22 protein-coding genes, 1 tRNA gene and 1 riboswitch are annotated in these 25,296 nt (G+C 72.1%); of the genes, 7 read left to right on the top strand and 16 right to left on the bottom strand.

Annotated features, from left to right (window positions below):
- Nucleotides 1–38 precede the first annotated feature (38 nt).
- Together ABD223_RS29850 and lanKC are read right to left on the bottom strand one after the other, a co-directional pair.
- On the bottom strand, nt 39–200 hold the full coding sequence (locus tag ABD223_RS29850) for a SapB/AmfS family lanthipeptide (protein WP_344039923.1): 162 nt from the start codon (nt 198–200) through the stop codon (nt 39–41).
- 39 nt (nt 201–239) lie between these two features.
- Nucleotides 240–2,801, bottom strand: coding sequence for a class III lanthionine synthetase LanKC (gene lanKC / locus ABD223_RS29845; RefSeq protein ID WP_344039922.1), 2,562 nt, complete (start codon nt 2,799–2,801; stop codon nt 240–242).
- A 501-nt stretch (nt 2,802–3,302) separates the two neighbouring features.
- On the opposite strand from lanKC, the gene ABD223_RS29840 reads away from it, so the two are divergent.
- On the top strand, nt 3,303–3,881 hold the full coding sequence (locus tag ABD223_RS29840; protein WP_344039921.1) for a hypothetical protein: 579 nt from the start codon (nt 3,303–3,305) through the stop codon (nt 3,879–3,881).
- 211 nt (nt 3,882–4,092) lie between these two features.
- Here the strand turns inward: ABD223_RS29840 and ABD223_RS29835 are convergent, their stop codons facing one another.
- The 6 genes from ABD223_RS29835 to ABD223_RS29810 form a co-directional block, all read right to left on the bottom strand.
- Nucleotides 4,093–5,526, bottom strand: a complete 1,434-nt coding sequence (locus ABD223_RS29835; protein WP_344039920.1) for an acyl-CoA carboxylase subunit beta — start codon at nt 5,524–5,526, stop codon at nt 4,093–4,095.
- Between the two features lie 24 nt (nt 5,527–5,550).
- Nucleotides 5,551–6,786: a beta-ketoacyl-[acyl-carrier-protein] synthase family protein gene (locus ABD223_RS29830; protein ID WP_344039919.1), complete on the bottom strand. Its 1,236-nt coding sequence runs from the start codon at nt 6,784–6,786 to the stop codon at nt 5,551–5,553.
- Nucleotides 6,783–7,022 (bottom strand): acyl carrier protein, encoded by a 240-nt coding sequence (locus ABD223_RS29825; protein WP_344039918.1) that lies wholly within the window; start codon nt 7,020–7,022, stop codon nt 6,783–6,785. Before ABD223_RS29825 ends, ABD223_RS29830 begins: the two co-directional genes overlap by 4 nt.
- 61 nt (nt 7,023–7,083) lie before the next feature.
- Entirely contained in the window at nt 7,084–8,061 is a 978-nt protein-coding gene (locus ABD223_RS29820; protein ID WP_344039917.1) for a beta-ketoacyl-ACP synthase III, read from the bottom strand.
- The gene (locus ABD223_RS29815) at nt 8,058–9,002 is read right to left on the bottom strand and encodes an ACP S-malonyltransferase (RefSeq protein WP_344039916.1); all 945 of its coding nucleotides are present in this window, start codon (nt 9,000–9,002) and stop codon (nt 8,058–8,060) included. Before ABD223_RS29815 ends, ABD223_RS29820 begins: the two co-directional genes overlap by 4 nt.
- 238 nt (nt 9,003–9,240) lie before the next feature.
- Nucleotides 9,241–10,575, bottom strand: coding sequence for a PucR family transcriptional regulator (locus tag ABD223_RS29810; RefSeq protein WP_344039915.1), 1,335 nt, complete (start codon nt 10,573–10,575; stop codon nt 9,241–9,243).
- Nucleotides 10,576–10,694: 119 nt separating this feature from the next.
- Here ABD223_RS29810 and ABD223_RS29805 point away from each other — a divergent pair, with 119 nt between their 5' ends.
- Nucleotides 10,695–12,218: an alpha/beta fold hydrolase gene (locus tag ABD223_RS29805; protein WP_380648418.1), complete on the top strand. Its 1,524-nt coding sequence runs from the start codon at nt 10,695–10,697 to the stop codon at nt 12,216–12,218.
- Nucleotides 12,219–12,728: 510 nt separating this feature from the next.
- On the opposite strand, the gene ABD223_RS29800 is transcribed toward ABD223_RS29805, so the two are convergent.
- The gene (locus ABD223_RS29800; RefSeq protein WP_344039913.1) at nt 12,729–13,976 is read right to left on the bottom strand and encodes a phytase; all 1,248 of its coding nucleotides are present in this window, start codon (nt 13,974–13,976) and stop codon (nt 12,729–12,731) included.
- Between the two features lie 110 nt (nt 13,977–14,086).
- Nucleotides 14,087–14,210, top strand: a riboswitch (FMN riboswitch).
- 62 nt (nt 14,211–14,272) lie between these two features.
- On the opposite strand from ABD223_RS29800, the gene pnuC reads away from it, so the two are divergent.
- Nucleotides 14,273–14,890 carry a nicotinamide riboside transporter PnuC gene (pnuC, locus tag ABD223_RS29795; protein WP_380648435.1) on the top strand — a complete coding sequence of 206 codons (618 nt, stop codon included), beginning with the start codon at nt 14,273–14,275 and terminating at the stop codon, nt 14,888–14,890.
- On the opposite strand, the gene ABD223_RS29790 is transcribed toward pnuC, so the two are convergent.
- The gene (locus tag ABD223_RS29790) at nt 14,887–16,131 is read right to left on the bottom strand and encodes an ABC transporter substrate-binding protein (protein WP_344039911.1); all 1,245 of its coding nucleotides are present in this window, start codon (nt 16,129–16,131) and stop codon (nt 14,887–14,889) included. The two genes, pnuC and ABD223_RS29790, sit on opposite strands and share 4 nt — an antisense overlap.
- A complete protein-coding gene (locus ABD223_RS29785; protein WP_344039909.1) occupies nt 16,131–17,417 on the bottom strand; it encodes a substrate-binding domain-containing protein in 1,287 nt (428 codons plus the stop codon). Before ABD223_RS29785 ends, ABD223_RS29790 begins: the two co-directional genes overlap by 1 nt.
- 224 nt (nt 17,418–17,641) lie before the next feature.
- Between ABD223_RS29785 and ABD223_RS29780 the strand changes: the two genes are divergently transcribed.
- Nucleotides 17,642–18,013, top strand: a complete 372-nt coding sequence (locus ABD223_RS29780) for a hypothetical protein (RefSeq protein ID WP_344039908.1) — start codon at nt 17,642–17,644, stop codon at nt 18,011–18,013.
- Nucleotides 18,014–18,274: 261 nt separating this feature from the next.
- On the opposite strand, the gene aceE is transcribed toward ABD223_RS29780, so the two are convergent.
- A complete protein-coding gene (gene aceE / locus ABD223_RS29775) occupies nt 18,275–21,061 on the bottom strand; it encodes a pyruvate dehydrogenase (acetyl-transferring), homodimeric type (RefSeq protein ID WP_344039907.1) in 2,787 nt (928 codons plus the stop codon).
- Between the two features lie 260 nt (nt 21,062–21,321).
- Here aceE and ABD223_RS29770 point away from each other — a divergent pair, with 260 nt between their 5' ends.
- The 3 genes from ABD223_RS29770 (at nt 21,322) to ABD223_RS29760 (ending at nt 22,369) form a co-directional block, all read left to right on the top strand.
- Nucleotides 21,322–21,753, top strand: a complete 432-nt coding sequence (locus tag ABD223_RS29770) for a DUF3052 domain-containing protein (protein WP_344039906.1) — start codon at nt 21,322–21,324, stop codon at nt 21,751–21,753.
- Nucleotides 21,754–21,822: 69 nt separating this feature from the next.
- Nucleotides 21,823–22,284, top strand: coding sequence for a peroxiredoxin (locus ABD223_RS29765; RefSeq protein ID WP_344039967.1), 462 nt, complete (start codon nt 21,823–21,825; stop codon nt 22,282–22,284).
- 13 nt (nt 22,285–22,297) lie between these two features.
- Nucleotides 22,298–22,369: transfer RNA gene (locus ABD223_RS29760), tRNA-Val, on the top strand.
- A gap of 380 nt (nt 22,370–22,749) precedes the next feature.
- On the opposite strand, the gene ABD223_RS29755 is transcribed toward ABD223_RS29760, so the two are convergent.
- The 4 genes from ABD223_RS29755 to ABD223_RS29740 all read right to left on the bottom strand — a co-directional run bounded on the left by ABD223_RS29755 (nt 22,750) and on the right by ABD223_RS29740 (nt 25,278).
- On the bottom strand, nt 22,750–23,307 hold the full coding sequence (locus ABD223_RS29755; protein ID WP_344039905.1) for a hypothetical protein: 558 nt from the start codon (nt 23,305–23,307) through the stop codon (nt 22,750–22,752).
- Nucleotides 23,304–23,639 carry a DddA-like double-stranded DNA deaminase toxin gene (locus ABD223_RS29750; RefSeq protein WP_465269847.1) on the bottom strand — a complete coding sequence of 112 codons (336 nt, stop codon included), beginning with the start codon at nt 23,637–23,639 and terminating at the stop codon, nt 23,304–23,306. Before ABD223_RS29750 ends, ABD223_RS29755 begins: the two co-directional genes overlap by 4 nt.
- A gap of 548 nt (nt 23,640–24,187) precedes the next feature.
- Complete coding sequence (locus tag ABD223_RS29745; RefSeq protein WP_344039903.1) at nt 24,188–24,436, bottom strand: helix-turn-helix domain-containing protein; 249 nt, start codon at nt 24,434–24,436, stop codon at nt 24,188–24,190.
- Complete coding sequence (locus tag ABD223_RS29740; RefSeq protein ID WP_344039901.1) at nt 24,433–25,278, bottom strand: helix-turn-helix domain-containing protein; 846 nt, start codon at nt 25,276–25,278, stop codon at nt 24,433–24,435. Before ABD223_RS29740 ends, ABD223_RS29745 begins: the two co-directional genes overlap by 4 nt.
- Nucleotides 25,279–25,296 lie beyond the last annotated feature (18 nt).

The following is a 25,296-nucleotide window of genomic DNA, read 5'->3' as shown; positions in this document are numbered from 1 at the left end:
GCCGCTCACCCGGGGTGCAGCGTTGCCGCTGACCTGGTTCAGCAGGCCAGCACGCTCAGGGTGGAGTGGCTGCACACGCCCAGCAGTGAGAGGTTGGAGGCCGTGGTGCTGCCGCCGCCACCGCCGCCGCCGCCCGTCGCCATCGCGTTGGACTGGGCCTCGGGGGTCTCCAGGTCCTGCAGGTCGAGGATGAAGTCCATGGTGACTCCTTTATCGGGGGATCGGGAAAAGGGTTACTGCTACCGGCCCGGGAGGGCCGGGGCTGTGAGGAACGGCAGCACGGGTGTGCCGTTCGCGACGGTGGCCAGCGCCAGCAGCACGCCCGCGCCACCGGTGCTCAGGTCCATCGACAACCGCCGCAGCTGGATGCCGGGGAAGGCCAGTCCGTCCTGGTAGGGGATGGCGTGCCAGGCCAGCGCCGCCACGTGCCGGTCGATGGCGTGCCGCGGCCCGTCGGCGTGGGCGAGCGTGGCGAGCAGGCCCGACCGGCCCAGCATCAGGCCGGGCTGGACGACGAACTCGCCGGTGGCGCTCCCGACCAGCTCCGGCAGCTTCGCCACGACCGGCAGGTCCGGCGCGACGAGGCGGAACTCGTTGAGCACCAGGGCGATGCCGGCGCTGCCGATGCCGATGTAGGGCAGGGAGCGGAAGTTGCCGTCCCGGACCTGCGTCGAACCGTCCAGCGCGATCATCGTCTCGGCCAGGTCCCGCTCCAGCGCCCGGACGCCGGTGTCCAGCCAGCGCCGGTCGCCGGTGCGCTCGAACAGGCGCAGGAACAGCAGCGCGGGGCCGGACCAGCCGTGCTCCAGGCCCGCGCGGGCCTTGTCGCCGGGCGGCTCGACGTCCGCCAGCGCGGCGGCCAGTCGCTCGCCCAGCTCCACCGCCCGCGCGGCGTACCCCTCGTCGCCGCGGGTCCGGGCGAAGTGGAGCAGGTTGAGCCCGATGCCGGACAGGCCCGAGCTGAAGCCGTGGTCCTCGGTGTCGGGCACCATCGGCGCGTAGCTCCGCACGACCTCCTCGGCCAGGTCGTGGTAGCCGAAGTTCTCCAGCACGTGGGCGACGCCGTGCGCGCCGGTGATGAAACCGGGCTCCTTGGGCGGCTCGCGGCGCACCGCGTCCAGCAGCCACCGCTCGTGGTCGGGGAACCGGCCCTGGCCGGCGGTGTCCAGCGCGTGCAGCACGCCCGCCGCGCCGTAGCCGAAGGTCGTGCCGCCGGTCTCGAACTGCTCGACGTCGCCGGGGAACAGGCGGTCGGCGCGGTGCGGCGTGGCGCTGGCCAGGACCGCCGTGGCGACCATCTTGAGCACCACCGGCAGGTCCGGCCACGGCACGTCCGACGTCATCGACGCCATCGCCTTCGCCGTCGCGGTCGTCATCGAACCGGTCGGCGGGTCGACGCGGCGGGCCAGGCCGTCGAGGATCCGGGCGCAGTACTCGTCGGACAGGCCGAACCGCTCCCGGATGAACTCCACGTGCGAGCGCAGCTTCACCGGCGCGAGCTCGACCACCGTGTTGAGCGGCAGGAACAGGTAGAGGCGCAGCGCGGCGAGGGCGTGCTCGTCGATCTCGAAGCCGCTGCGGTCCGGCGGCGCCTGGAAGCCCGGCGAGCCGAGCGTGGGCTTGCGGTCCTCCTCGACCTCGAACGCCAGCTCGAAGTCGATCAGCGAGACCGAGTCGTCGTCGTCCACCAGGACGTTGAGCGGGTGCAGGTCGCAGAACACCACGCCGCGCTCGTGCACCTGGTCGACGATCCGCTCGACCTCGGCGACCAGCTTCAGCGCGCGCTCCGCGTAGGCGGTGACCGCCTCGTCGGCGACCTCGTGGTGCGTGAGCGGGTAGTTGTGGCCGAGCCACTGGCCCAGCGGGCGGCCGGGCACCTCGGACATGGCCATGAACTCGTGCTCCCACGCGCTGAAGCGCTCGAACACCTCCGGCACGCCGGGCACGCCCGCGAGCCGGGTCAGGATCTCGTGCTCGCGGCGCAGCCGGGCGACCGCGTCGGTGTTCTCCCGGTCCAGGCCGGCGTGCGGCCGGGCCTCCTTGAGCACCACGCGCGCGTCGTCGGCCTTGCGGACCGCCTCGTAGACGCCGCCGCCGTTGGAGAAGTGCAGCGAGCGGAGCACCCGGTAGGGGAACTCCTCCGCGCTCCCCGCGCGGCGGGCGGCCAGGTGCTCCTCCAGGAAGGCGGGCACCTTCACCCAGTCGGGCACCCAGAACACGGGCTTGCGCTGGTCGGGCACCAGCGCGCCGTCCGGGCCCTCGATGGCCAGCACGCGCTTGCCGTCCATTTCCAGCCACTGCTCCACGAACCCGCCGTAGCGGACGAACAGGGGGCCGGCGCCGTAGCGGAGATCGCTCAGGATGTACGCGCCCGCCTGGCCCTTGAGGATTTCCGACAGCTCGGCGAGGACGCGCCCCAGCTCGCTTTCGTCGGCCGGGTAGATCGTGATCAGCTTGCCGCTCGCCTCGCGCGGGGCGTACTTGGAGTTGCGGGCCAGGACGATCGACCGGGTGCGCAGGTACTTGAACGGGATCCGGCGTTCGACCAGGTACGCGTAGGAGGCGAGCAGCACCTCGCCCGCGTTCACCACGGTCGCCGAAACGTGGATCTTCCAGCCCTGTTTCGGCAGCACGACGCCGTTGGGGTGGACGTGGCGCCAGATGTTCCGATCAGCCTGCGTCCAGCCCTCGGGTACCGGCGGCAGCGCCTGTGAGAAATCGTCCTTGACGGTTTCGTCCTGGCTTTGCACGTCGTAGAAGAGGCGGTCCGCGAAGCAGTAAGCCTCATAGCGGAGATCCACTGGAATTCGCCTCCCTGCGATTTTTTGGCGACCGGCATATTCCCGCACGCCGGCCGGCGGCCAACAATCCACCAGATCGGGGAGTTGGTACGTCCATCCGTGGTACCCCATCCTGCGTAGATAGGCACGGCAGGTGGTCATTGGTCCATGCGGTTCACCTGAGTGCCAGGTTTCGTCTCACCTGAAAGCGGAGAGGTTCACCCGACCACCACTCAACGGAGCCGTGAGGTTCAGTCATGTTGACCGGTTAACCAGGCGTTTCGCGTCCGTCTCCGCTGTATTGCGGTCTGGTGTACGCACGGTGGCTGGCTACTCCCATCGGGGGGTGGGAGGCACACTAACTACGGTAATGGACCGATAGGGTGTGAATGGGTTGAAAATTTTCGCGGACGGGGCATTCGGCGGGCCTGTGCCGTGCGTTCAAACCGCAAAGTTCGGGGAAGGTGCTGCGACTTCCGGGTGATTGTGGGCCGGTGCGCGGCCTGTGGCACGCTCGGTGGCGTGCAACCGCGCCTGCTGCTGCCCCTCGTGCTGGTGGTCGCCGCCGCCACCGCCGGTGTCGGCGCGCTCGCCCGCGACGTGTACCAGCGGCCCGCGCCGGCGCAGGGCGACCAGATCGCCGTGCCGAGCACCGGGTCGTCCGCGCCCGTGCCGCGAGACGAGCAGCCGGGCGGCGGGGTCGTGCAGCTGAGCATCGACGCCTCGATGCACCCGGACGGCCCGCGCGTGCGCGAGGTGCTCCAACAGTTCTTCGACGCGATCAACGACCTCGACTACGACCTGTGGACCGCGACCGTCACCGCGCGCCGCGTGAACGAGACCCCGAGGTCCCGCTGGCTGTCCGACTACGAGAGCTCGCGCGACGGCACGATCCTCGTCCACCGCGTCGAGTCGGTGAGCCCCGACCGCCTGCGCGTGCTCATGACCTTCACCAGCACCCAGGACATGGCCAAGGCCCCGGCCGAGCTCCAGGCCGACTGCATCCACTGGCGAGTCGTCTACCCGCTCCAAGCCGAGGACGGCGCCCTCCGCGTCGACCTGGGCACCGAGGGCTCGACGTCCCAGTTCACCGCCTGCTAGCCACCGCACCGGACAACACGCAACACCGGACCGGAGGACACGCAACACCGGACCGGAGGACACGCCGAACCCCCGCGCGTGTCCTCCGCTCGGACACCGCGTGTCCTCCACTGCGACACCGCGTGTCCTCCACTCCGAACGCACGACTTCTGCGTTCGGGTACGGCGATGGGGTCGCCCCCCGACGTGAGCGACCCCATCGCCGAGCTGCGTTACAGGGGGATGTTGCCGTGGGCGCCCCGGCCGGCGGGCGCCGCCGCCAGGGCCTCGGCCAGCTTCCGGCGGGTCCTGGTCGGTTCCACGACCTCGTCCACCACGCCGATGGCCAGCGCCCGGTCCACGCCGCCCGCGATGCGCTCGTGCTCCTCGACCAGCGCGGTGTGCAGGGCCTCGCGCTCGGCCGGGTCCTCCACCGCCGCCAGCTTCTTGCGGTGCAGGATGCCGACGGCCGCCTTCGCGCCCATGACCGCGACCTCGGCGGTGGGCCAGGCGAACACCGCCGTGGCGCCGAGGGAACGGGAGTTCATGGCGATGTACGCGCCGCCGTAGGACTTGCGGGTGACCAGGGTGACCCGCGGCACGACCGCCTCGCCGAACGCGTGCAGCAGCTTCGCGCCCCGCCGCACCACGCCGCCCCACTCCTGGTCGACGCCCGGCAGGTACCCGGGCACGTCCACCAGCACCAGCAGCGGCACGCCGAACGCGTCGCACATCCGCACGAACCGCGCCGCCTTCTCCGCCGACAGCGAGTCCAGGCAGCCGCCCTTGCGGATCGGGTTGTTCGCGATCACGCCGACCGCTCGCCCACCGAGCCGACCGAGGCCGACCACGACGTTCGGCGCCCACCTGGCCTGCAACTCCTCGAACGACCCGGTGTCCAGGATCGCCCGCACCAGCGGCTTCACGTCGTAGGCCCGCTGCGGCCGGTCGGGCAGCAGCGCCCGCAGGTCGTCCCCGTCCGGCACGGAGCCCAGGTCGAACACGCCGGGCTGGGCGAACAGGCCGGTGATCCGCCGGGCCCGCTGGTACGCGTCCGGCTCGTCGTCCGCCACCACGTGCACCACGCCGGACTTGCGCCCGTGCGCCTCCGCGCCGCCCAACCCGTCCATGTCGATCTGCTCGCCGGTCACCGAGCGCACCACGTCCGGCCCGGTCACGAAGACCTTGCCGGCCGGCGCCATGATCACCACGTCGGTCAGCGCGGGCCCGTAGGCGCCGCCGCCGGCCGCCGGGCCGACCACCACGGAGACCTGCGGCACGCGTCCGGACGCCCGGATCATCGCCGCGAACATCTGGCCCATGCCGTCCAGCGACTCCACGCCCTCGGGCAGCCGCGCGCCGCCGGAGTGCCAGACCCCGATCACCGGGGTGCGCTCGCGCACCGCGGTGTCGATCGCCTCCACGATGTGCCGGCAGCCCTCGGACCCGAGCGCGCCGCCCATGCGGGTGGCGTCGCTGCAATAGGCCACCACCCGGGCGCCGTTGACCCGCCCGCGCACGGCGAGCACGCCGCTGCCGTCGCGGGGGCGCAACGGCGCGACCGAACCGGGGTCCAGCAGCCGGCCGAGCCGGACCTCGGGGTCGCGGGGATCGGGTTCCCGGACCGCCCCCGGGAGGATCGCCGGCGGGGACGCGAGGGCAGTCATCGTGGAACTCCTCGAACGGGCTGGTCAGACCTGGGTGAAGACGAGCGAGACGTTGTGTCCGCCGAAACCGAAGGAGTTGTTCACCGCCGCGACGAGGTCGATCTTGCGCGGCTCGCCGGTGACCACCTCCAGGTCCACCCTCGGGTCCTGGTTCTTCAGGTTGAGCGTGGGCGGCACGATCCCGTCGCGCACCGACAGGAGCGTGGTGATGGCCTCCACCGCGCCCGAGGCGCCCAGCAGGTGACCGTGGTTGCCCTTCGGCGCGGTCAGCACCGGGTGGTCGCCGATCGCCCGGCGCACGGCCTGCGGCTCGATCACGTCGCCCACCGGGGTGGACGTCGCGTGGCAGTTCACGTGGCCCACGTCCGCCTTGTCGACGCCCGCGGTGCGCAGCGCCGCCGCGATGGCCCGCGACTGGCCGATGCCCTCGGGGTCGGCCGCGGTGATGTGGTGGCCGTCGGAGCTGGTGCCGATGCCCGCGAGCCTGCCGTAGATCCGCGCGCCGCGGGCCCTGGCGAACTCCTCGCGCTCCAGCACCAGGATCCCGGCGCCCTCGCCGAGCACGAAGCCGTCCCGGTCCACGTCGAACGGCCGCGACGCGGCCTCGGGGTCGTCGTTGCGGGTGCTCATGGTGCGGGCCTGGATGAAGCCCGCCATGGTGATCGTGGTGATGCACGCCTCCGCGCCACCGGCCACGACGACGTCCGCCTCGCCGGCCTTCAGCATCCGCCACGCCCAGGCCAGCGCCTCGGCGCCCGACGCGCACGCCGACACGGGCGCGTGCACGCCGGCCCGCGCCTTCAGGTCCAGGCCGACGTGCGCGGCCGGGCCGTTGGGCATGAGCATGGGCACGGTCAGCGGCGAGACCTTGCGCAGGCCGCCGTTCTCGATCAGGTCGTCCTGGTCGAGCAGCGTCATCGCGCCGCCGATGCCGGTGCCGACCACGACGCCGAGCCGCTCGGGGTCGACGTCGTCCTCGCCGAACCCGGCGTCGGCCCACGCCTGGCGGGCGGCGACCACGGCGACCTGCTCGCAGCGGTCCAGCCGGCGCGCCTCGACGCGCGGCAGCACCTCGGTCGGGTCGACCACGAGCGGAGCGCCGATCTTCACCGGGAGGTCGTACTTCTCGACGAAGTCGGCCGTGAGCGTCCGCACGCCGCTGCGCCCGGACAGGAGGGCGTCCCAGGTGGTGGCGACGTCGCCACCGAGCGGGGTGGTGGCACCCAGCCCGGTGACGACGACATCGTTGCTAGTCGTCATGCGTTGCTGGCGATGTAGTTGACCGCATCGCCCACGGTCTTGAGGTTGGCCAGCTCGTCGTCCGGGATCTTCACGCCGAACTTGTCCTCGGCCTGCACGGCGATCTCCACCATGGACAGCGAGTCGATGTCCAGGTCGTCCACAAAGGACTTCTCGGCCGTCACGTCGGCCGCCTCGACGCCGGCGACCTCCTCGACGATCTCGGCGAGCCCCTTCTGGATGTCCTCGTTGCTCACTGAAAATCCCTTTCCTCTCGCTGCGCCCGGCGGGCTTCTGCCGCACCGGAGTCCTGGGTGTTCACGGCAGCCGGACGACCTGTCCGGCGTAGGACAGGCCCGCCCCGAAGCCGACGAGCAGCGCCACGTCACCGCTGCGCACCTCACCCGCCGCGCGCATGTGGTCCAGCGCGAGCGGGATCGAAGCGGACGAGGTGTTGCCGGAGTCCACGATGTCACGTGCGACCACGAGGTCCTCACGCGCACCCTTCGCCCGCAACCGCTTGGCGATGGCCTCGACGATGCGCAGGTTCGCCTGGTGCGGCACGAACACGTCGACGTCGGACAGCGCGACGCCCGCCAGCTCGACCGCCCGCAGCGCGACCGGCGCGATCTGCGTGGTGGCCCACCGGAAGACCGACTGGCCCTCCTGGAAGATGAACGAGTCGCGGTCCTTGATCTGGATCATGTCGGCCAGGTCGCCCGAGCTGCCCCACGCCACCGGGCCGATGCCCGGCTCGTCGGACCGACCGACCACGGCGGCCCCCGCGCCGTCGGCGAAGATGATCGCGGTGGACCTGTCGACCGGGTCGACCCAGTCGGTCAGCTTCTCCGCGCCGATCACCAGCACGTGGTCGGCGGTGCCCGCGCGGACCATGTCGGAGGCGGTGGCCAGCGCGTAGCAGAAGCCCGCGCACGCGGCGTTCAGGTCGAACGCGGGCGCGGTCCTGATCCCGATCCGGTCGGCGACCTGCGCCGCGGCGTTCGGGATCGGCGACGGCATGGTGCAGGTGGCCACGATGACCGCGCCGATGTCGGACGGCGCCAGCCCGGCGTCGGCCACGGCCTTGGCGCCGGCCTCCACGGCCATGTCGACCAGCAGCTCGTCGGGCTTGGCGACCCGGCGGTTGGCGATGCCGACCCGGTCGCGGATCCACTCGTCCGTGGTGTCCATGCGCAGGGTCAGGTCGTGGTTGCTGACCACGGTGTCGGGCTGGTAGCTGCCCAGGCCGATGATGCGGCTGCCGGTCGCGCCGGCGGGCACGGCGAACGTCGTCACCTCGCGGCTCCAGTCCCGGCGGGCTGCGTCGCGGCGATCAGCTCCGCGACCTGGTCGAGGTGTTCGGGGGTCTTGAGGCCCAAGGTGGTGGTGCCCTTCAGCTCGCGCTTCGCCAAGCCGGTCAGCGCGCCCGCGGGCGGCAGCTCGACCACCGCGGACACCCCCCGCTCGGCCATGGTCGCCTGGCAGGCGTCCCACCGCACGGGGCGGGTCACCTGGGAGATCAGCCGGTCCAGCACCTCGGCGCCGCCGGTGAGGACCGCGCCGTCGGCGTTGGACAGCAGCGGCAGCACCGGGTCGGAGGCCGCGATGCCCTCGGCGCGGGCCCGCAGCGCCTCCTCGGCCGGCGCCATGTACCGGGTGTGGAACGCGCCCGCGACCTGGAGCCTGCGGACCTTCGCCCGACCGGGTGGTTGCGCGACCAGCTCGTCGAGGACCTCCAGCGGGCCGGCGGCGACGACCTGACCCGCGCCGTTGCGGTTCGCGCCGACCAGGCCCAGCTCGTCGAGCCGGGCCAGCACCTCGTCGGGCTCGCCGCCGAGCACGGCGACCATGCCGGTGGGGGCGAGCGCGCAGGCGGCGGCCATCTCGGCGCCGCGCACGGCGGCCAGCGCGACCGCGTCGTCGGCGTCGAGCACGCCCGCGATCGCGGCGGCGGCCAGCTCGCCGACCGAGTGCCCGGCCACCACGGTGTCGGCGGGCAGCTCGACCCGCCGCCGCAGCTCCTCGTGCGCGAGCAGGGCCAGGGCGACCACCAGCGGCTGGGTGATCGCGGTGTCCTTGATCTCGTCCGCGTCGGCGGTCGTGCCCAGGCGCGCCAGGTCCAGGCCGGTCGCCTCGGACCACGCCGCGACCCGCTCGGCGGCCCCGTCGAGTTCGAGCCAGGGGGCCAGCATGCCGGGTGTCTGTGACCCCTGTCCGGGGGCTAGGAGCGCGATCACGTCCCCAACTGAACACGGTCGACTCCCTCCACCGGGATGCCGCCACTGACGAATCCACGCCGCCCCTGTTGTAGGGTTCCTACAAAAGTGACTCGCTGATGGCCGTTGATGCACGTTGTGCGTTGTCGATGGCGGCTCATGCCGCCTCAAGTGGTTCCTGAGGCGTGGGTCACACCTGGCGCTGTGTCACCGCAGGTTCACCCGCTGGAATCACCCCGCCGGGTTCACCCCTTCGGGGTCACCACAGCCCGCGGGCCCGCGCGAGCCGCCCCACGGACAGCGCCACGCGCAGCACCAGCGCGTCACGGGGGTCGTTGGCGTTGCGCCCGGTCAGCTCGGTGGCGCGCCGCAGCCGGTAGCGGACCGTGTTGGGGTGGACGAACAGCGTCCGCGCGCACGCCTCCAGCACGCCGCCGACCTCCAGGAAGGCGTCCACGGTCGCCAGCAGCGAGCCGCCCGCCTCCTCCAGCGGCCGGGCGATGCGGTCCACGAGCTGCCACTCGGCCTCCGGGTCGCCCGCCAGCGCCCGCTCCGGCAGCAGGTCCAGCGACCGCACCGGCCGCGGCGCCGCGGGCCACCCCACGACGGCGCGCAGGCCGGACAGCGCGTCGCTCGCGCTGCGGTGCGCGTCGGCCAGGCTGTCCACGGTCGGCCCGGCCACCACCGGCCCCGCGCCGAACGCCTCGGAGATGCGCGCCAGCGCGTCGCCCCGCCCGGTCTCGCCGCCGAGCAGCACCACCAGCCGCGAGCCCTGCACGCTCAGCAGCACCTGCCGCCCGATCCGGGCCGCCCGGCTGCGCACCTCGAACACCACGGCGGGCGGGTCGTCCGACGGCGGGTTGCCGACCAGCACGGTCGCCTCGGCCGCCGGGTCCCAGCCCAGGGCGGTCGCGCGGGACAGCAGCGACTCCTCCGCGTCGCCGCGCACGATCCCGTCCACGACCAGCGCCTCCAGCCGGGCGTCCCACGCGCCCCTGGCCTCGGCCGCGGCCGCGTAGGAGGTGGCCGCGGAGAACGCGATCTCCCGCCCGTACCGCAGCACGCCCTCGTTGAGCAGGGCGCGTTCGGCGTCGCCGCGCGCCAGCCGCGGCAGCTCCCGCTCGAACAGCTCCAGCGCGATCCGCACCAGCTCCACGGTCTGCCGCAGGCTCACCCACCGGGAGATGTCCTTGGGCGCGGACCGGAACGCCTCCGCGGTCAGCCGGATCGCCTGCTGCGGGTCGTGCAGCCAGGACGCGAAACCGGCGACGCCGCTCTGGATGAGCAGCTGGACCCCGGCCCGCTGGTCGGCGGGCATCCGCCGGAACCAGGTCAGGCGCGACTCCATCTCGGCCACGCTCGCCGCGGCCAGGTCGCCCGAGGCCCGCCGCAGCGCGCGCAGCGTGTCCGGCGCCAGGACGGCCGTGCCGACCCCGGGCGCGTCGGCCCCGGCGGCTCCGGCGGCGTCAGCCCCCGGCGCGTCAACCCCGGCCGCGTCGAATCCCGCCGCGTCAACCCCGGCCGTGTCGAACCCCGCCGCGTCGACCTCGGGCGGGCCGGTCCCCGAGGAGCCGGCCCCGGATGGGCTGGTCATGCCGCCCACCATCGCACGTGCTCCGCAGGACGACACAAACGAGTGACTCGACCTGTCGCCGTGCTCCGATCGCCCTACCTTCGGTGGCGTTCGGAGCAGTCGGGAGTCGGGTCGGGAGGATGGACGTGCGCAGGTTCGTGTCGGTAGGCCTGGTGCTCGTCGCGGTGATGGCCACCGCGACGGGCACGTCGGCGGGGCGGGATCGCGTCGACCCCCTCGCCGAGTTCCACACCCAGCAGCTCACCTGGAAACCCTGCCGCGACGGCCTGGAGTGCGCGGACCTGGTCCTGCCGCTGGACTACTCCCGGCCGACCGCGGAGAAGATCTCGCTGCTGATCAGCCGCCGCAGGGCCGAGGACCAGTCGCGGCGGCGCGGCGTGCTGGTGCTCAACCCCGGCGGTCCCGGCGGCTCGGGCCTGGGCATGCCCACCTTCCTGGCCAACTCGGGGGTGGCGGAGGTCTACGACCTGATCGGGTTCGACCCGCGCGGCGTCGGCGGCTCCACCGCGCTGACCTGCAACACCGTGCCCTCCCTGGTCGTCGCCGAGAGCCGGCCGAAGGACGAGGACTTCCCGAAGTGGGCGGCCGAGGCCCACGCCGTCGAGCAGGCGTGCCGGCGCTCGGCGGGCGGCATCCGGCCCTACGTCAACACCCCCAACACCGCCCGGGACCTGGACGTGGTGCGCGCCGTCCTGCGCGAGGAGAAGATCAACTACCTGGGCTACTCCTACGGCACCTACCTCGGCGCGGTCTACGGCAGCCTGTTCCCGGGGCGCCTCGACCGCAGCGTGCTGGACTCGGCCGTGCACCCGGAGTGGATCTGGCGCGAGCAGTTCCTGGAGCAGGCCGTCGCGATGCGGCGCAACGTCGAGTCCTGGGCGGAGTGGGTGGCCCAGCGCGACGACCGCTTCCGGCTCGGCGTCGAGGTCGAGGAGGTCATGGCCAACGTCGAGGGCGTGGCGGCGGCGCTGGCGCAGCGCCCCATCGGCGAGCACACCCGGACCGACTTCGACGCGGCGATGGGCGTGGGCGCCCGCTACCGTCCACTGTGGTCGGACCTCGCGGACGCGGTGGCCAAGCTCCGCGCCGGCTCGCCGACCGACACGGCGCTGATGATGGCCCGCTCCGCCCAGGACGAGCTGGTCTCGGGCGTGTTCAACACGGTGACCTGCGAGGTCGACTGGCCGACGGACCCGGAGACCTACTACGAGGACATGCGGGTCTTCCGCGACCGCTACCCGTACGGCTTCGGCGTGGCGCGGGCCGCGCCAACGACCTGCGCCTACCGCACGTTCACCCCGCCGGAGCCTGCGGTGAGGCTCAAGCGCCACGGCTACCCGGTCGGCGTGGTCGTCCAGGCCGAGGGCGACACGCAGACGCAGTACGAGAGCGGCCCGGCGCTGGCGTCCGAGCTGGGCCACAACCTCATCACCGTGCTCGACGAGGGCAGGCACGGCATCTACGGCACCGGCAACAGGTGCGTGAACCGGGCGGTGGAGCGCTACCTCATCAGCGGGGTCCTGCCGCCCAGCAGCTCGACCTGCCCGGGTGAGCCGCGCCCGAGCGAGGGCGCCGCCGCCGCGCGGCTGGACCTCCGGTCCTACTTGGACACCCTGCGCGTCGGCGTGCGCCCGGGGTCCTGAGGCGGGTCGCGGGCGAGCGGCCGGGCGACTTCCACGAAGTCGCCCGGCCGCTGTTCGCCGTACTGCCCGGCCCGCCGTCGCCGCGGTCGAGCCGGTGTGACGTGAAAACGCTCGGCGCGGTCGAACCGCGCCGAGCGTTTCCCTCTCCCCGGTCCCCACCGGTACCTCCACTCTGGACTGTCCACGCGGGATCCGCCACGCCAGTCACCCTTTCGTGCGGCCACTTCAGGTTGCCGGGTGACGGGTGCTGCGACACGATCCGGTCGCGGGGCGAATCGCGTGACCGGCGCGGTACGACCCGGGGACCACCGATGGGCCAGGTCGGGAGCCGGCGCCGACGACCCCTCGGAAGCCGGCGCCCCGACGCCGGCAGGCACCGGAGGCCCCCGGCCGGCGGGGGCCTCCGGCAGCCCGGTCCGGTTGGGCGCGGCCCGGCCCCGCCCGGCCCCCAGTCCCGCCCGGCCCCAGTCCCGAGGCTCCCTCCGGCCCGGCCCAGCCCCCCAGCCCGGTTCAGCCCAGCTCGTCCAGCACGTCCGCCCAACTCACGTACGCGAACCCGGTCGTGTCCGCGTCCCCCACGGCCGGCCGGCGCTCACCGTCGTGCACGACCAGCAGCCCCTCCGGGTACCGCGGCCCCAGGTCGGCGGTCACCACGTGCGCGCCGTCCGAGTGCTCCACCGAGTCGGTGCCCCGGCCCGCCCCCACCGCGAACGACCCCACGTACCGGTTGCGCCCGGTCCGCTCGTAGACCGCGAACCGCGAGTCGCCCTGGCTGGACGCGACCAGGTAGCCGTCCGCCACGGTCAGCCCCTCCGCGTCCGCCTCCAGCACCCGGCCGCCGACGCCCGGGTCGGGCCCGGACACCGCGCACTCCTCGGTCACCGGGTCGTAGGTCTGCGGGACCCCGAAGGATCGCACCCGGTCGACCAGCACCGGCTCGCCGAACCCGGACGCCCGCAGCGGGACCCGCCACACGCCCACGTCCTCCTGCGCCGCGTACAGCACCCCGTGCCGGGAGTCCACGACCATGCCCTCCAGCTGCGGGCCCTCGCCGGGCTCGCCGCACGGCGCCCACACCCCGCCGCCGGGCAGCGGGAACGACGAGGGCAGGTCCAGGGTCGCCGCCACCGAGGTGCCCACCGAGCCGCCGGCGGCCGGCACGACGCGCAGCAGCGCCACCCGGGTCTCGTTGCGCCGGTTCACCACGACCACGGGCGTGCGCCCGGCGAACCCGGCGGCCAGCCCGTACACCGTGCGCTGGTCGTCGACCTCCTCCTCGGAGGAGGAGAACACCGGCCGTGCGGCGGGGTCGGTCACGTCCCGCACCACGCCCGCGCCCGCCGCCGAACCGCGCCCGTCGACCTCGTAGACCCGGACCCTGTCCCGCCCGCGGTCGCTGACGAACGCCAGGTCGCGCGCACGCCCGCCGACGGTCACCCGGCTGAGCACGTCCACGTTGTTGTACCGGCCGGGCGCGGCGCCCGGCGAGGGCGCGGCGGGCGCCGGGTACAGGCCGAGCGTCCGCCCGGACAGGTCGAACGCCGCCAGGCCGCCCTCCTTCAGCGTCCCGAGCACCACGCTCCGCTCGGCCGAACGGGGGTGCACCCACACGGCCGGGTCGTCGGCGTCGGCGTTCGCGGGCGAGCCGGACGCGTCGTCCGCGAAGGCGCGCGTCTGCGCGACCGGCGTCACCACCCCCTCGGCGGGAGCGGCGGCGAGCAGCAACGGCGTCAAGGCGGCCACCAGCAGGATGCGCATTCGCCGCAGGCTAGGCGCCCGCGGTGTACGGGAGCCGAACCCCGGGTTCTGTGCTGTTGCTCACCCGTGGAACACCCGGGTGCCCCGCGGTGTTCGACGCGGTGAGCAGACATGCGCTCCGGGGCTCGGTGGAAGTCCGAACCGGCGGTGACAGCCCGCGACCCGCCCGCCAGGGCGGTTGACCCGGTGGGACTCCGGGGCCGACGGTGAAAGTCCGGATGGGAGGCGCGCGTGCCGTTGGCGTGCCCTGCCCCGGACCGGCCTGTCGGCAGAGGGAGGACGCGGTGCACGTCTTGATGGAGCAGGGCTTCACGGTGCTCGGCCAGAAGGTCTCCTGGGCCGAGTTCACGGGCCAGGTCTTCGCGCTGGTCGTGGTCTGGTTGGCGCAGCGCCGCTCGCTGTGGACCTGGCCGGTGCAGCTGGTCTCGGTGACGCTGTTGTTCGTCGTCTACGCGTCGGCCCACCTGGGCGGCACGGCCGCGCGGCAGGTGGTGATCGCCCTGATCACCCTCTACGGCTGGTGGGCGTGGACCCGCAGGCGCGACCCCGTGTTCGGCGTGGTGGTCCGCAAGGGCACCACCCGGGAGCGGCTGGCCGTGCTGGGCGCGTTCGCGGTCGGCACGGTCGCGTTCGCGCTGGTCCTCCAGGCCACCGACGCGAGCTGGGCGCCGTGGCCGGACGCCGCGATCTTCGTCGGCACCGTGCTCGCCTTCACCCTCCAGGGCCTGGGCCTGGTGGAGTTCTGGCTGGTCTGGCTGGTGGTCGACGCGATCGGCGTGCCGTTGCAGCTCCAGTCCGGGCTGTACTTCAGCGCGGCCGTCTACACGGTCTTCGCGGTGCTGGTGATCCGCGGCTGGATCGACTGGAACCGGGAGGCCAAGCGGTCCGCGGCCAGGGTCGCGAAGCCCGCCTAACGCCCTTCGCGCACCTCCTGGACCCGTTCGGCCAGGTCGTCCATCAACCCGTCGATGGCGGACGGTTCGGCCAGCGACAGCCGGAGGCGTTCCCGCATGACGCTGGTCAGCTCGTCGTAGTACGCGGAGGTGGGGCGCGGCAGGGCGGTGCGGACCGCCTCCCCGAGCAGGGACTCCCAGGGGAGGGCCGCGCCGCCCGCCGGGTACAGGCCGGCCAGGCTCGGCGCCCACCCGGCGTCGCGGAACAGCTCGCCCTGGGTCTGCTCGCGGGTGAGGAACCGGATGAACTCGCGCGCGGTCCGCTGGTGGGTCGAGCACCGCGACACCGCGAGGTTCCAGCCGCCCAGCGCGCTCGGACCGGGCAGCGCCACCACGCCCCAGTCGCCGGCCACCGCCGACCTCGGCCCCTCCAGCAGCGGCCGCACGTAGGGCCAGTTCCGCATGAACAGCGCCTTCCCGGCCTGGAACACCTCCCGGCTCTCCTCCTCGCGGTAGTCCGTCGCCTCCGGGGGGATCCACCCCTGCTCGAAACCGCGCGCCAGGAACTCGACCCCGGCCTTGGCCTCCGACCGGTCGGGGCGCAGCGGGTCGCCCCCGTTGGCCCAGATCGCCTCCACGGCGTTGACCACCAGGCCCTCGTAGTCGGCGAACTGGCCGACGTACCCGGCCAGCCCGTGCTTCGGCGCGACCTCCACCGCGAGCCGCCGCAGCTCGGCCCAGGTGCGCGGCGGGTCCTCGCCCTCGGCTTCGAGCACGTCCCGGCGGTAGAACAGGAACCCGGCGTCCACCCGCCACGGCACGGCCCACAGCCGCCCCTCGTCGTGCCCGACCCGGAGCTGGTCCACCACCTGGGGCAGCATCCGGTCCGCGCCGAACTCGCCGGCGGGCAGGGGGACCAGGTGGCCGGACTCGGCGAACGCGGACGTCCACACCGTGTCCAGGTTCATCACGTCGTAGCAGCGGTCCTCGTAGCCCTCGCGCACGCCGGCCAGGTCCTGCGCCCGGGTCATCAGCTGGGCCCGGTGGATGTCCGTGGAGTTCGACATCTCCAGGAACTTCACCGTCTCCAGGGGGTTCGCGTCGTTCCACCGCTCCACCAGCCGGTGGACCTGCCGGCCGGACGAGGTGTCCCGGCCGTCCACGAACGTGATCGGGCCCTCGTCGTCGGTCGGGCCGTCCGGGACGCCCGAGCACCCCGCGCAGGCCGCCAGGAGCAGCGTCAGGGCCGCGAACAGGCGCATCACGTCATCCCTCCCCAGACACCCCGCGCCACGCCCTCCAGCGCGTTCTGCGGGCCGATCTCCTCGCAGGGGCCGCCGTGGGACCTGGCGGCCGAGTACAGCGCCGTGGTGGGCGCGCAGGCGCCTTCGAACAGGCCGACGGCCACCACCCGCAACGGCGCGCTCGTGCCGGGCTCGACCGGCGGGATCGGCCCCGCCGACACCAGCACCGCCACCTTCGCCCCCGCGCGCACGGCGTCCTCCAGCACGCCGCCCGCCAGCGGCAGCCGCACCAGCCGGTCCCGGGGCGTCAGCAGGCGCTCCAGCGCGGCCACCGCGCCCGCGCCCGCCTCGTCCGCCGCCAGCGCGACCGACACCGGCCGCGACGCCGCCTCCCAGGCCCGGTGCAGGGCCTCCCCGTCCGGGACACCGACCTCCTCGTCGGGCACCCGGGCGCGCGGGTCGCCCACCAGCCCCGGCGTGCCGTTCGCGGCGCGGAAGCCCGCCCGCCGCATCGCCGCCTGCGCCTCGTCGGACCGCAGGTGCTCCTCGAACCGCTCCACCACCCGCCGCCGGCGCTCGTTGGGCGGCAGGTCCGTGCGCTCCACCACCACGAACGGGTGATCCAGCGCCACGCCCGCGCCGCGCGGGTACAGCAGCCGGCAGTCCTCGCGGTCCGCCACGACCTTCTCCGACGCCACCAGGGCCACGTCGCCCTCGCACGGCGGCGCGTCCGTCGTGCGCCTCGCCGCGCCGCGCAGCCGCAGCGGCGCGTCGGGCGCGTCCAGCGCCACCCCGCCCAGCTCGGCGTGCGCCAGCGCCGCGACCGCGGCCAGGCCCGCCCCGGACGACGCGTCGGGCTCGACCAGCCGCGCCTGCGAGACCGACGGCCAGGAGAACTCCCGGCCGTCCTCCTCGATCCGCTCGGCCAGCTCCGCGGACGCGCCCAGCACCACGGGCGACCGGGCGATCGACGCGCGGTGGTCCAGCGCCAGGCGGGCGCCCTCCTCCAGGGCGGCCAGCACGCCGGCGACCTCGAAGGAGGCGTCCGGCAGCCACACGTGCGGCTCGGTGCCCTGCGGGACGTGGTCCGGCTCCTGCCAGCCCCGGCTGAGCGCGTCGGCCGCCTCGCGCGCCGAGCCGCCCGTGGTCACCTGCACGCTCACGCCCTTGCAGCCGTGCGGGGTGAACTCGCGGGACTCCTTCTCGAACTCCACCGCCACACCCGTGACCACCCGCTCCTTCTCCGCCGAGGTGAGCACGTTGAGCTGCACCGGCGTGGCGCACGGCGGCACCTCGACCGGCACGGCGGCGAACGCGTCGGTGGCGGTCGCCGCCGCGAGCAGCGCCAGGACCAGGACCGCCGCCGGCCGTCCCGGCCTGCCGCGCTTGCGCCGGTGGCCGGCGTGGGCGCGGCGGCACGGCCGGCCGGCCGCCCTCGGGCGCGCGCAGCCACGCCTGGCCGCGGAACTCCTTGACCCCCACCTCGACGCGCCGGTAGGCGTCCGGGTCGGTGGCCGGGTCGTCGCGGATGACGTCCTCGAAGAACCGGCGCGACACGATCAGCGCGAACACGCCGGGCGCCCGGTCCAGCGCCTCCCGCAGCGGCGCCGAGTCCAGCAGCCGGAACGCCAGGTTGACCTCGTCGCCCACCACGCCGTGCGCGTCGTGCTGCACCTCGCCCGCGGTCACCGAGATCCGCAGCCGGATGCGGGCGTCCTCGGCGCGGGTGGCGTTGTGGCGGCGCAGCTCGCCCGCCAGCGCGTGCGGCAGGGCGCCGACCACCCGGCTCTTGGGCACGCTCGGCGGGATCAGCACCAGCACGCCGTCGCCGCGGTCCTCGTGGTGGGTCGCCGACCAGTCGAGGCCGCACTCGGCGAACGAGGTCTCCAGCGCGTCGTAGAGGCCCCGGCGGACCTCCTCCTGGCGGTTGCGGCTCCGCCGGCTGAAGCCGGACACGTCGACGGCCAGCACCGTGCGGTGCAGGGCGTGGTGCGGCGTCCCCATCCGACCCCTCGTTGGACGCTGGGCTGTGCGCCCGAGTCTATGGGGTCGATCACACCCGGCGCCCGTGAACACCGGAGTTCGCGCTGGTCGGGCCGCACTACTGCGGACACGCCGAGGGGCGTGGCCCATTCGGACCACGCCCCTCGGCGGTCGTCGCTCAGGCCAGGCCGGCGTCCTGCGTGGACGGACCGGCCGCCGAGACGTCGTCGATGCGGTAGCGCCGCGCCGCCTCGACCACCTTCGACCGCTCGACCTCGCCGCGCTTGGCCAGCGCCGCCAGGGTGGCCACCACGATCGACTCGGTGTCCACCAGGAAGTGCCGCCGCGTCGCCGGGCGGGTGTCGGAGAAGCCGAACCCGTCGGTGCCCAGCGTGACCATGTCGGTCGGCACGTACGGGCGGATCAGGTCCGGCACCGCGCTCATCCAGTCCGACACCGCCACCACGGGGCCCTCCGCACCGGCCAGCGCCCGCGTCACGTACGGCACGCGCGGCTCCTCGTCGGGGTGCAGCAGGTTGTGCCGGTCGACCTCGACCGCCTCGCGGCGCAGCTCCGAGTACGACGTCGCCGACCACACGTCGGCGTGCACGCCCCACTCCTCGGCCAGCACCCGCTGGGCCTCGACCGCCCACGGCCCGGCCACGCCGGAGGACAGGATCTGGGCCCGCGGCCCGCCCGAGCCCTCGGCGGCCTTGTACCGGTACAGGCCCTTGAGCAGGCCGTCCACGTCCAGGTCCTCGGGCTCGGCCGGCTGCCGGTAGGGCTCGTTGTAGACGGTGATGTAGTAGAAGACGTTCTCGGCGTCGTCGCCGTACATCCGCCGCAGGCCGTCCCGGACGACGTGCGCCACCTCGAACGACCACGCCGGGTCGTAGGCCACCACCGCCGGGTTGGTGTGCGCCAGCAGCAGCGAGTGCCCGTCCGCGTGCTGGAGGCCCTCGCCGGTCAGCGTGGTGCGCCCGGCCGTGGCGCCCAGCACGAAGCCGCGCGCCATCTGGTCGGCGGCCGCCCACAGGCCGTCGCCGGTCCGCTGGAACCCGAACATCGAGTAGAAGATGTAGATCGGGATCATCGGCTCGCCGTGCGTGGCGTAGGACGTGCCGGCGGCCGTGAACGACGCCGTGGAGCCCGCCTCGTTGATGCCCTCGTGCAGGATCTGGCCCTGCTCGCTCTCCTTGTAGGCCAGCATCAGCTGGGCGTCCACGGAGGTGTAGAGCTGGCCGTTCGGGTTGTAGATCTTCTGCGCCGGGAACATCGAGTCCATGCCGAACGTGCGCGCCTCGTCCGGGATGATCGGCACGATCCGGTTGCCGATCTCCGGGTCCTTGGCCAGGTCGCGGACCAGCCGGACGAACGCCATCGTGGTGGCGACCTCCTGCTTGCCCGAGCCCCTGCGCACCACGTCGTAGACCTTGTCACCCGGCAGCACCAGCGCCTTGGACTTGCCGCGGCGCTCCGGCACGAACCCGCCGAGCTGCTTGCGGCGCTCCAGCAGGTACTGGATCTCCGAGGACTCCTCGCCGGGGTGGTAGTACGGCGGCAGGTACGGGTCGAGGTCCTTGTCCGCGATCGGGATGCGCAGGCTGTCGCGGAACAGCTTGAGGTCCTCGTGGGTCATCTTCTTCATCTGGTGCGTGGCGTTGCGCGCCGCGAAGTGCGGACCCAGGCCGTAGCCCTTGATGGTCTTGGCGAGGATGACCGTCGGCTGGCCGTGGTGCTCCACCGCCGCCTTGTACGCCGCGTAGACCTTGCGGTAGTCGTGACCGCCGCGCTTGAGGTTCCACACCTCGTCGTCGGACAGCGGCGTGACCAGCTCCTTGGTGCGCGGGTCGCGCCCGAAGAAGTGCTCCTTGACGTACGCGCCGTCATTGGCCTTGTACGTCTGGTAGTCGCCGTCCGGCGTGGTGTTCATCAGGTTGACCAGGGCGCCGTCGCGGTCGGCGTGCAGCAGCGAGTCCCACTCGCGGCCCCAGATGACCTTGATGACGTTCCAGCCCGCGCCGCGGAAGAACGCCTCCAGCTCCTGGATGATCTTGCCGTTGCCGCGGACCGGGCCGTCCAGCCGCTGGAGGTTGCAGTTCACCACGAACGTGAGGTTGTCCAGCTGCTCGTTCGCGGCGATCTGGAGCAGGCCGCGCGACTCCGGCTCGTCCATCTCGCCGTCGCCGAGGAACGCCCAGACGTGCTGGTCGGTCGTGTCCTTGAAACCGCGGTCGCGCAGGTAGCGGTTGAACCGCGCCTGGTAGATCGCGTTCATCGGGCCGAGGCCCATGGACACGGTCGGGAACTCCCAGAAGTCGGGCATCAACCGCGGGTGCGGGTACGACGGCAGGCCGCCGCCCGGACCCGCGTGCGACAGCTCCTGGCGGAAGCCGTCGAGCTGGTGGGCGGAGAGCCTGCCCTCCAGGAACGCGCGGGCGTACACGCCGGGGGAGGCGTGGCCCTGGATGAACACGTGGTCGCCACCGCCGGGGTGGTCCTTGCCGCGGAAGAAGTGGTTGAAACCGACCTCGTAGAGGCTCGCGGAGGACGCGTAGGTCGAGATGTGACCACCGACACCCACACCGGGGCGCTGCGCGCGGTGCACCAGCATCGCCGCGTTCCACCGGACCCACGCCCGGTAGCGGCGCTCGACCTCCTCGTCACCGGGGAACCACGGCTCGCGCTCGGTGGGGATGGTGTTGACGTAGTCCGTGCTGGTCAGCGAGGGCACGCCGACCTGGCTCTCCCTGGCCCGCTCCAGCAGCCGCAGCATCAGGTAGCGGGCGCGCTGCTGCCCGCCGCCCTTGAGCGCGGCGTCGAACGACTCCAGCCACTCCGCGGTCTCCTCCGGATCGATGTCGGGGAGGTGGGCGGCCAAGCCGTCACGGATGACGCGTACCCGCTCAGGGGGGTTCTGCGGGGCCAAGGGATCTCCTCGTTCCGGTGTCTTCTCGGCTCCCATCGTCGCCTTGAGAGCACGTCCCCGACACCGCTACCGGTGAGTAATTCTGGATCGTGTCCCTCGCGCGCGCGAATAGGAGGTATGTAGAGCGTGCCTCATGGCTCCGGGGCGCCGCATCCGGGGGTACCCGATGCGGCGTGTCTTCGCCGTTACGGTTGCGCGTGGCATGGCTGACGGTGTTCCCTAGCCGCGACTGGTAGTGACATCGCGCGGCAGTCGTACCCGGCTGCCGCTCTTGTGTACTTGGAGGAGTGGAAGCCGTGGTCGCCGCGGAAGACGCCGGCAAGATCGGTGTCGCCGACAGGCTCGGGATCGAACCGGGCGTTGTTGTCCAAGAGATCGGCTGGGACGAGGACGTCGACGACGACCTCCGCGCCGCAGTCGAGGAGCGGATCGGGGGCGAGCTGCTCGACGAGGACGACGACGAGGTCGTGGACGTGGTCCTGCTGTGGTGGCGGGACGAGGACGGCGACCTGGCCGACGCCCTGATCAACGCCACGACGCCGCTGGCCGAGGAGGGCACGATCTGGGTCCTCACGCCCAAGACCGGGCGGCCGGGGCACGTGGAGCCGAGCGACATCGCCGAGGCCGTGTCCACGGCAGGTCTGGCCCAGACCTCCAACATCAACATCAGCGGCGACTGGTCCGCGACGAGGCTGGTGTCGCCGAAGTCGGCCAAGGCCAAGCGCTGAGCTAGGCTCGTCGGCGGGCTCCCCGGTGTGGCGGTGGGCCCGTTCCGAGCCGTGCTCACCGGGAGGCTGTTGATGGTCGAGGTCGGCGCCCTGGCCCCGGACTTCACGCTCAGCGACTACGACAAGCAGCCGGTGAGCCTGTCGTCGTTCCGGGGGACCAGGCACGTCCTGCTGGTCTTCTACCCGTTCGCGTTCAGCGGCACCTGCACCGGCGAGCTGTGCCGGGTGCGGGACGAACTGGCCGAGTACGAGCGGGAGGCCGTGCAGGTGCTCGGTGTGTCCGTGGACACACCGTTCAGCCTCAAGGCGTGGGCGAAGGAACAGGGCTACCAGTTCCCGCTCCTGTCGGACTTCTGGCCACACGGCTCGGTGGCCAGGTCGTACGGTGTGTTCAACGAGAAGTCCGGCATGGCGAACCGGGGCACGTTCCTGGTGGACCGGTCGGGCGTCGTGCGGTACGCCGAAGTGAACGGTCCCGGGGAACCCCGGGACCAGGGAGCGTGGAAGAAGGCCGTGGCGGCCCTGCCCTGACCGCCGACGACCCGGGCGCGTAGCTCAGCGGAAGAGCACTCGGCTTACACCCGAGCGGTCGCAGGTTCGAACCCTGCCGCGCCCACTGTGTCCTGTGGGGGTGCAACCCCCACACCCCGCGCTGTGTCCTGCGGGGGTGCAACCCCCGCGCCCCGCCCGGCGGGCTCCGCCCCCGGACCCCCGCCGGGGGCTCGCGCCCCTGGACCCCGACCTGAGGGCTGTCGCCCCCTCGGCGTCGCTGCGGCGCTTCGCGCTCGCGCTCCGCCGCCCGTGCTCTGGCGGGGGTGCTGTCAGGCGTTCGGGTTGCTTCCGAAGATTCGGAACCTGCGAGCGGACGAGGACGGCAAAGCGACCACGTCGTTCGACCCGATGCCCACCTCTTCGGCTCGTACCCCAGCCGCGCTCCTGCACGGCTGGCCTCGACGAAGCCGCTCCCGACCGAATCGTCATGTCTCGGCCGCACCACTAGAACGGCGGATCCCCGCTGCGGTCGGGGACACCTGGTGCAATCCAGCGGAGCTTGATCGAGGGCTCTGGGAACGGAACCTGATAGGCGTCGACGTCGTAATCGAACGGCGTCAACCGGGCAGTCACGAGCACGTTACCGCTCAAGGCGTACTCAGCCATCACCGCACGCAACTCTTCTTTGGGGATGAGTCGGTCGCGGCGAAAGAACATGTCCGACTCTTGATCGAGGATGGCCATAGACGGCTCGTTGCTCTGATCCGTTCCGACGGTGCCCCACAACGTCAGGCTCGACTTCCCCGAACGTGAGGTCCGGTAAAGAACCGCTGCTCCGGCGTCTCCGGTCACACCTGCGACAAGTTGACTTGGTCGTCCGTCGATCACGCCGTTGTCGTCGGTCGGTTGAAATTTCAGCACGAGCGACCATCGTGCATTCGGGTGGAGCAAAGCCAGGTCGACAATCGTTTCCCTGTCTTCGGGCTCGGCCGCCCGGAACGTCTCGGTCAAGTTGCGCTTGAGCGTGAGAATCCCGTTGCGCAAGACGATTTCCTGGCTCATCGACGCCCCTTTTTCTTCTTCCCGTCCTGGTCGTCATCGACAGGGTTGTGGAACGCCCTGCTCTGAACGGTCATCGGATCGGCGTCCGGATCTCCCCACCACACTACCAGTGTTGCGCCAAGCGGGATTGCCTTCGCCGTCAATCCAGAGCAGCCCACTCCGGACACCGAAGCGCACGGGCCCTCTTTGTTGTTGATCACCAGGACTGCGTACTGCACCCCCCAGTGGTTGAGCAGGTAAGCGCTCTTCCCCTCTTGTGCCAAGAGAAGCCGTGTGCGCTCTCTGTGATCAGGCCTCGCGCGACGAACATCTCCTTTGCGGGAGGATAGAATTCTTGGTCCTGGCCCGATCGAATTTCCATGCCGGCATTATCGCTCCTGCTGACCAGAATTCCTGTTGTGATGTGCTTGCCGCGCAAGAGTAGTAGTCGCTTTTTTGCCCATTCGGGATTCGTGGCTGCTTCACTGATGTTCGCGGGCGGTTCTGGAACGGTGCAAGCACATACTGGGCCGCCGCACGCGGTCATCAAGACCGTGGTCAGAAATGCGAAAATAACTACGACGATGCGTGTAGTTTTCGGCACATGTCAATTGTATTCATTAAAGGGTGCTTTCGCATGCCCCGATGGGGTCATGGCTGATCACAAGATTGAGTGACAGGCTGAGGTGGTGGTATGCGGAGAGTTTAATCCTGGGCGTTATTCCACTTCTTCGATCCCGTGCTGCATGTGCGGCTGTCTGGTGCCTCTTGTGCCTTGGTGTGATCTTATTGCTGATGAGCGAGTCGTATCAGTATCTGGTGTCCAAAGTCGTGGGAGTTGATCCGGCTTGGCCGGTAGGTGCGCCGTGTTCCGACGCCCAGTGCTCTGGTGGGCTCGCCGTCAGGAAGTCGGGACGACCTGGAAGAGGTCGTTGAACTGCATCGGTGCCAGGGCGGTGAGCGCGCCGCCGATGAAGGCCGGGCCGGGGTGGAGGTGTCCGGTGAGCACTCGGGTGACGGTGGAGCGGTTGACGCCCATGGCTCTCGCCAGGGCGTAGTCGGAGCGGAAGCCCGCCAGTCCGGTCGCCTTGGTGAAGGCCTCTTTGCGCAGCCGGACGGTATGTGGGACACCGGTGTGCTGTGGGTTCATGACGCCTTGGCGTCGTAGCGGTTGGCCCAGCGGGCCAGGAGCGTTCGGGATTCGGTCGGTTCGAGGGCCAGGTGGTTGAGTTGCCGGAACTTGTCCTGGTAAGCGGCGACGAGGTCGGGTGCGTCGTGGAAGACGGTGGCGAGGTCGGTCTCGACGTGGACCATCGGCCGGGCGGGCGCGTCCAGGGTGAGCAGCGTGGCCGGGTGGCACAGGGCGGCGTTCAGGACCTGGCATCGCGGGATGACCCGGATGACGGTGGTGGGCGTGCCCGACAGCAGGGTCAGGTGCAGCAGCTGGTCACGCATGACTTCGGTCGAGCCGACCACCGCGCTGAGGGCGGTTTCGCGGAGGAACAGCGTCACCCTGCGCCAGGAAGGGGTTGTCAGGCTGCTTTGGCGCTCCAGTCGGGCCGTGACGGTCTCTTCATCATCGGTCAGGGCTCGGGTGTAGTCGTCGGTCTGGACGAGGGCGGGGATGCCGACCGGGTCGTAGGACATGATCGTGGTGGCCTGCTCCTCGTCCGTGCGCAGACCGAACAGGGTGTCCGGTGAGCTGTCGTGCACGCGCACGAAACTGCCGGTGTCGGGTGATGCGGCCAGCGCCATGATGCGTTCACGCAACGTTTTATCCGCCCCGCACATGCCGAGCAGGAAGGCGATCTCGTGCGGGTGCGTGTGCCGCGTGCCGCGCTCCAACTTGGACAACTTGCCCGCCGACCACGCCAAGGTCTCCAGCAGCTCTTTGAACGGGATGTCCGACCGCTTCCGAACCAGGCGCAGGTATGCGCCCAGCTCACGACTGTGGGCGGTGCTCATCCGCTCGTGGCCGGTCGTTTCCGTCATGAGAGTTCCTTTCAGTCT

It is taken from the genome of Saccharothrix xinjiangensis (genome assembly GCF_039527585.1).
Lineage (GTDB): Bacteria > Actinomycetota > Actinomycetes > Mycobacteriales > Pseudonocardiaceae > Actinosynnema > Actinosynnema xinjiangensis.
Note: the sequence above shows the minus strand (reverse complement) of the source record. Positions and strands in the feature narration are given on the sequence as shown.

Bases quoted from the DNA above. Each gene is read 5' to 3' on its own strand.
- ABD223_RS29850 (WP_344039923.1), bottom strand. From the start codon at position 200: ATGGACTTCATCCTCGACCTGCAGGACCTGGAGACCCCCGAGGCCCAG.
- ABD223_RS29835 (WP_344039920.1), bottom strand. From the start codon at position 5,526: ATGACTGCCCTCGCGTCCCCGCCGGCGATCCTCCCGGGGGCGGTCCGG.
- ABD223_RS29830 (WP_344039919.1), bottom strand. From the start codon at position 6,786: ATGACGACTAGCAACGATGTCGTCGTCACCGGGCTGGGTGCCACCACC.
- ABD223_RS29810 (WP_344039915.1), bottom strand. From the start codon at position 10,575: ATGACCAGCCCATCCGGGGCCGGCTCCTCGGGGACCGGCCCGCCCGAG.
- ABD223_RS29805 (WP_380648418.1), top strand. From the start codon at position 10,695: ATGGACGTGCGCAGGTTCGTGTCGGTAGGCCTGGTGCTCGTCGCGGTG.
- ABD223_RS29800 (WP_344039913.1), bottom strand. From the start codon at position 13,976: ATGCGCATCCTGCTGGTGGCCGCCTTGACGCCGTTGCTGCTCGCCGCC.
- pnuC (WP_380648435.1), top strand. From the start codon at position 14,273: ATGGAGCAGGGCTTCACGGTGCTCGGCCAGAAGGTCTCCTGGGCCGAG.
- ABD223_RS29790 (WP_344039911.1), bottom strand. From the start codon at position 16,131: ATGCGCCTGTTCGCGGCCCTGACGCTGCTCCTGGCGGCCTGCGCGGGG.
- ABD223_RS29780 (WP_344039908.1), top strand. From the start codon at position 17,642: ATGACGTCCTCGAAGAACCGGCGCGACACGATCAGCGCGAACACGCCG.
- aceE (WP_344039907.1), bottom strand. From the start codon at position 21,061: ATGGGAGCCGAGAAGACACCGGAACGAGGAGATCCCTTGGCCCCGCAG.
- ABD223_RS29755 (WP_344039905.1), bottom strand. From the start codon at position 23,307: ATGAGCCAGGAAATCGTCTTGCGCAACGGGATTCTCACGCTCAAGCGC.
- ABD223_RS29745 (WP_344039903.1), bottom strand. From the start codon at position 24,436: ATGAACCCACAGCACACCGGTGTCCCACATACCGTCCGGCTGCGCAAA.
- ABD223_RS29740 (WP_344039901.1), bottom strand. From the start codon at position 25,278: ATGACGGAAACGACCGGCCACGAGCGGATGAGCACCGCCCACAGTCGT.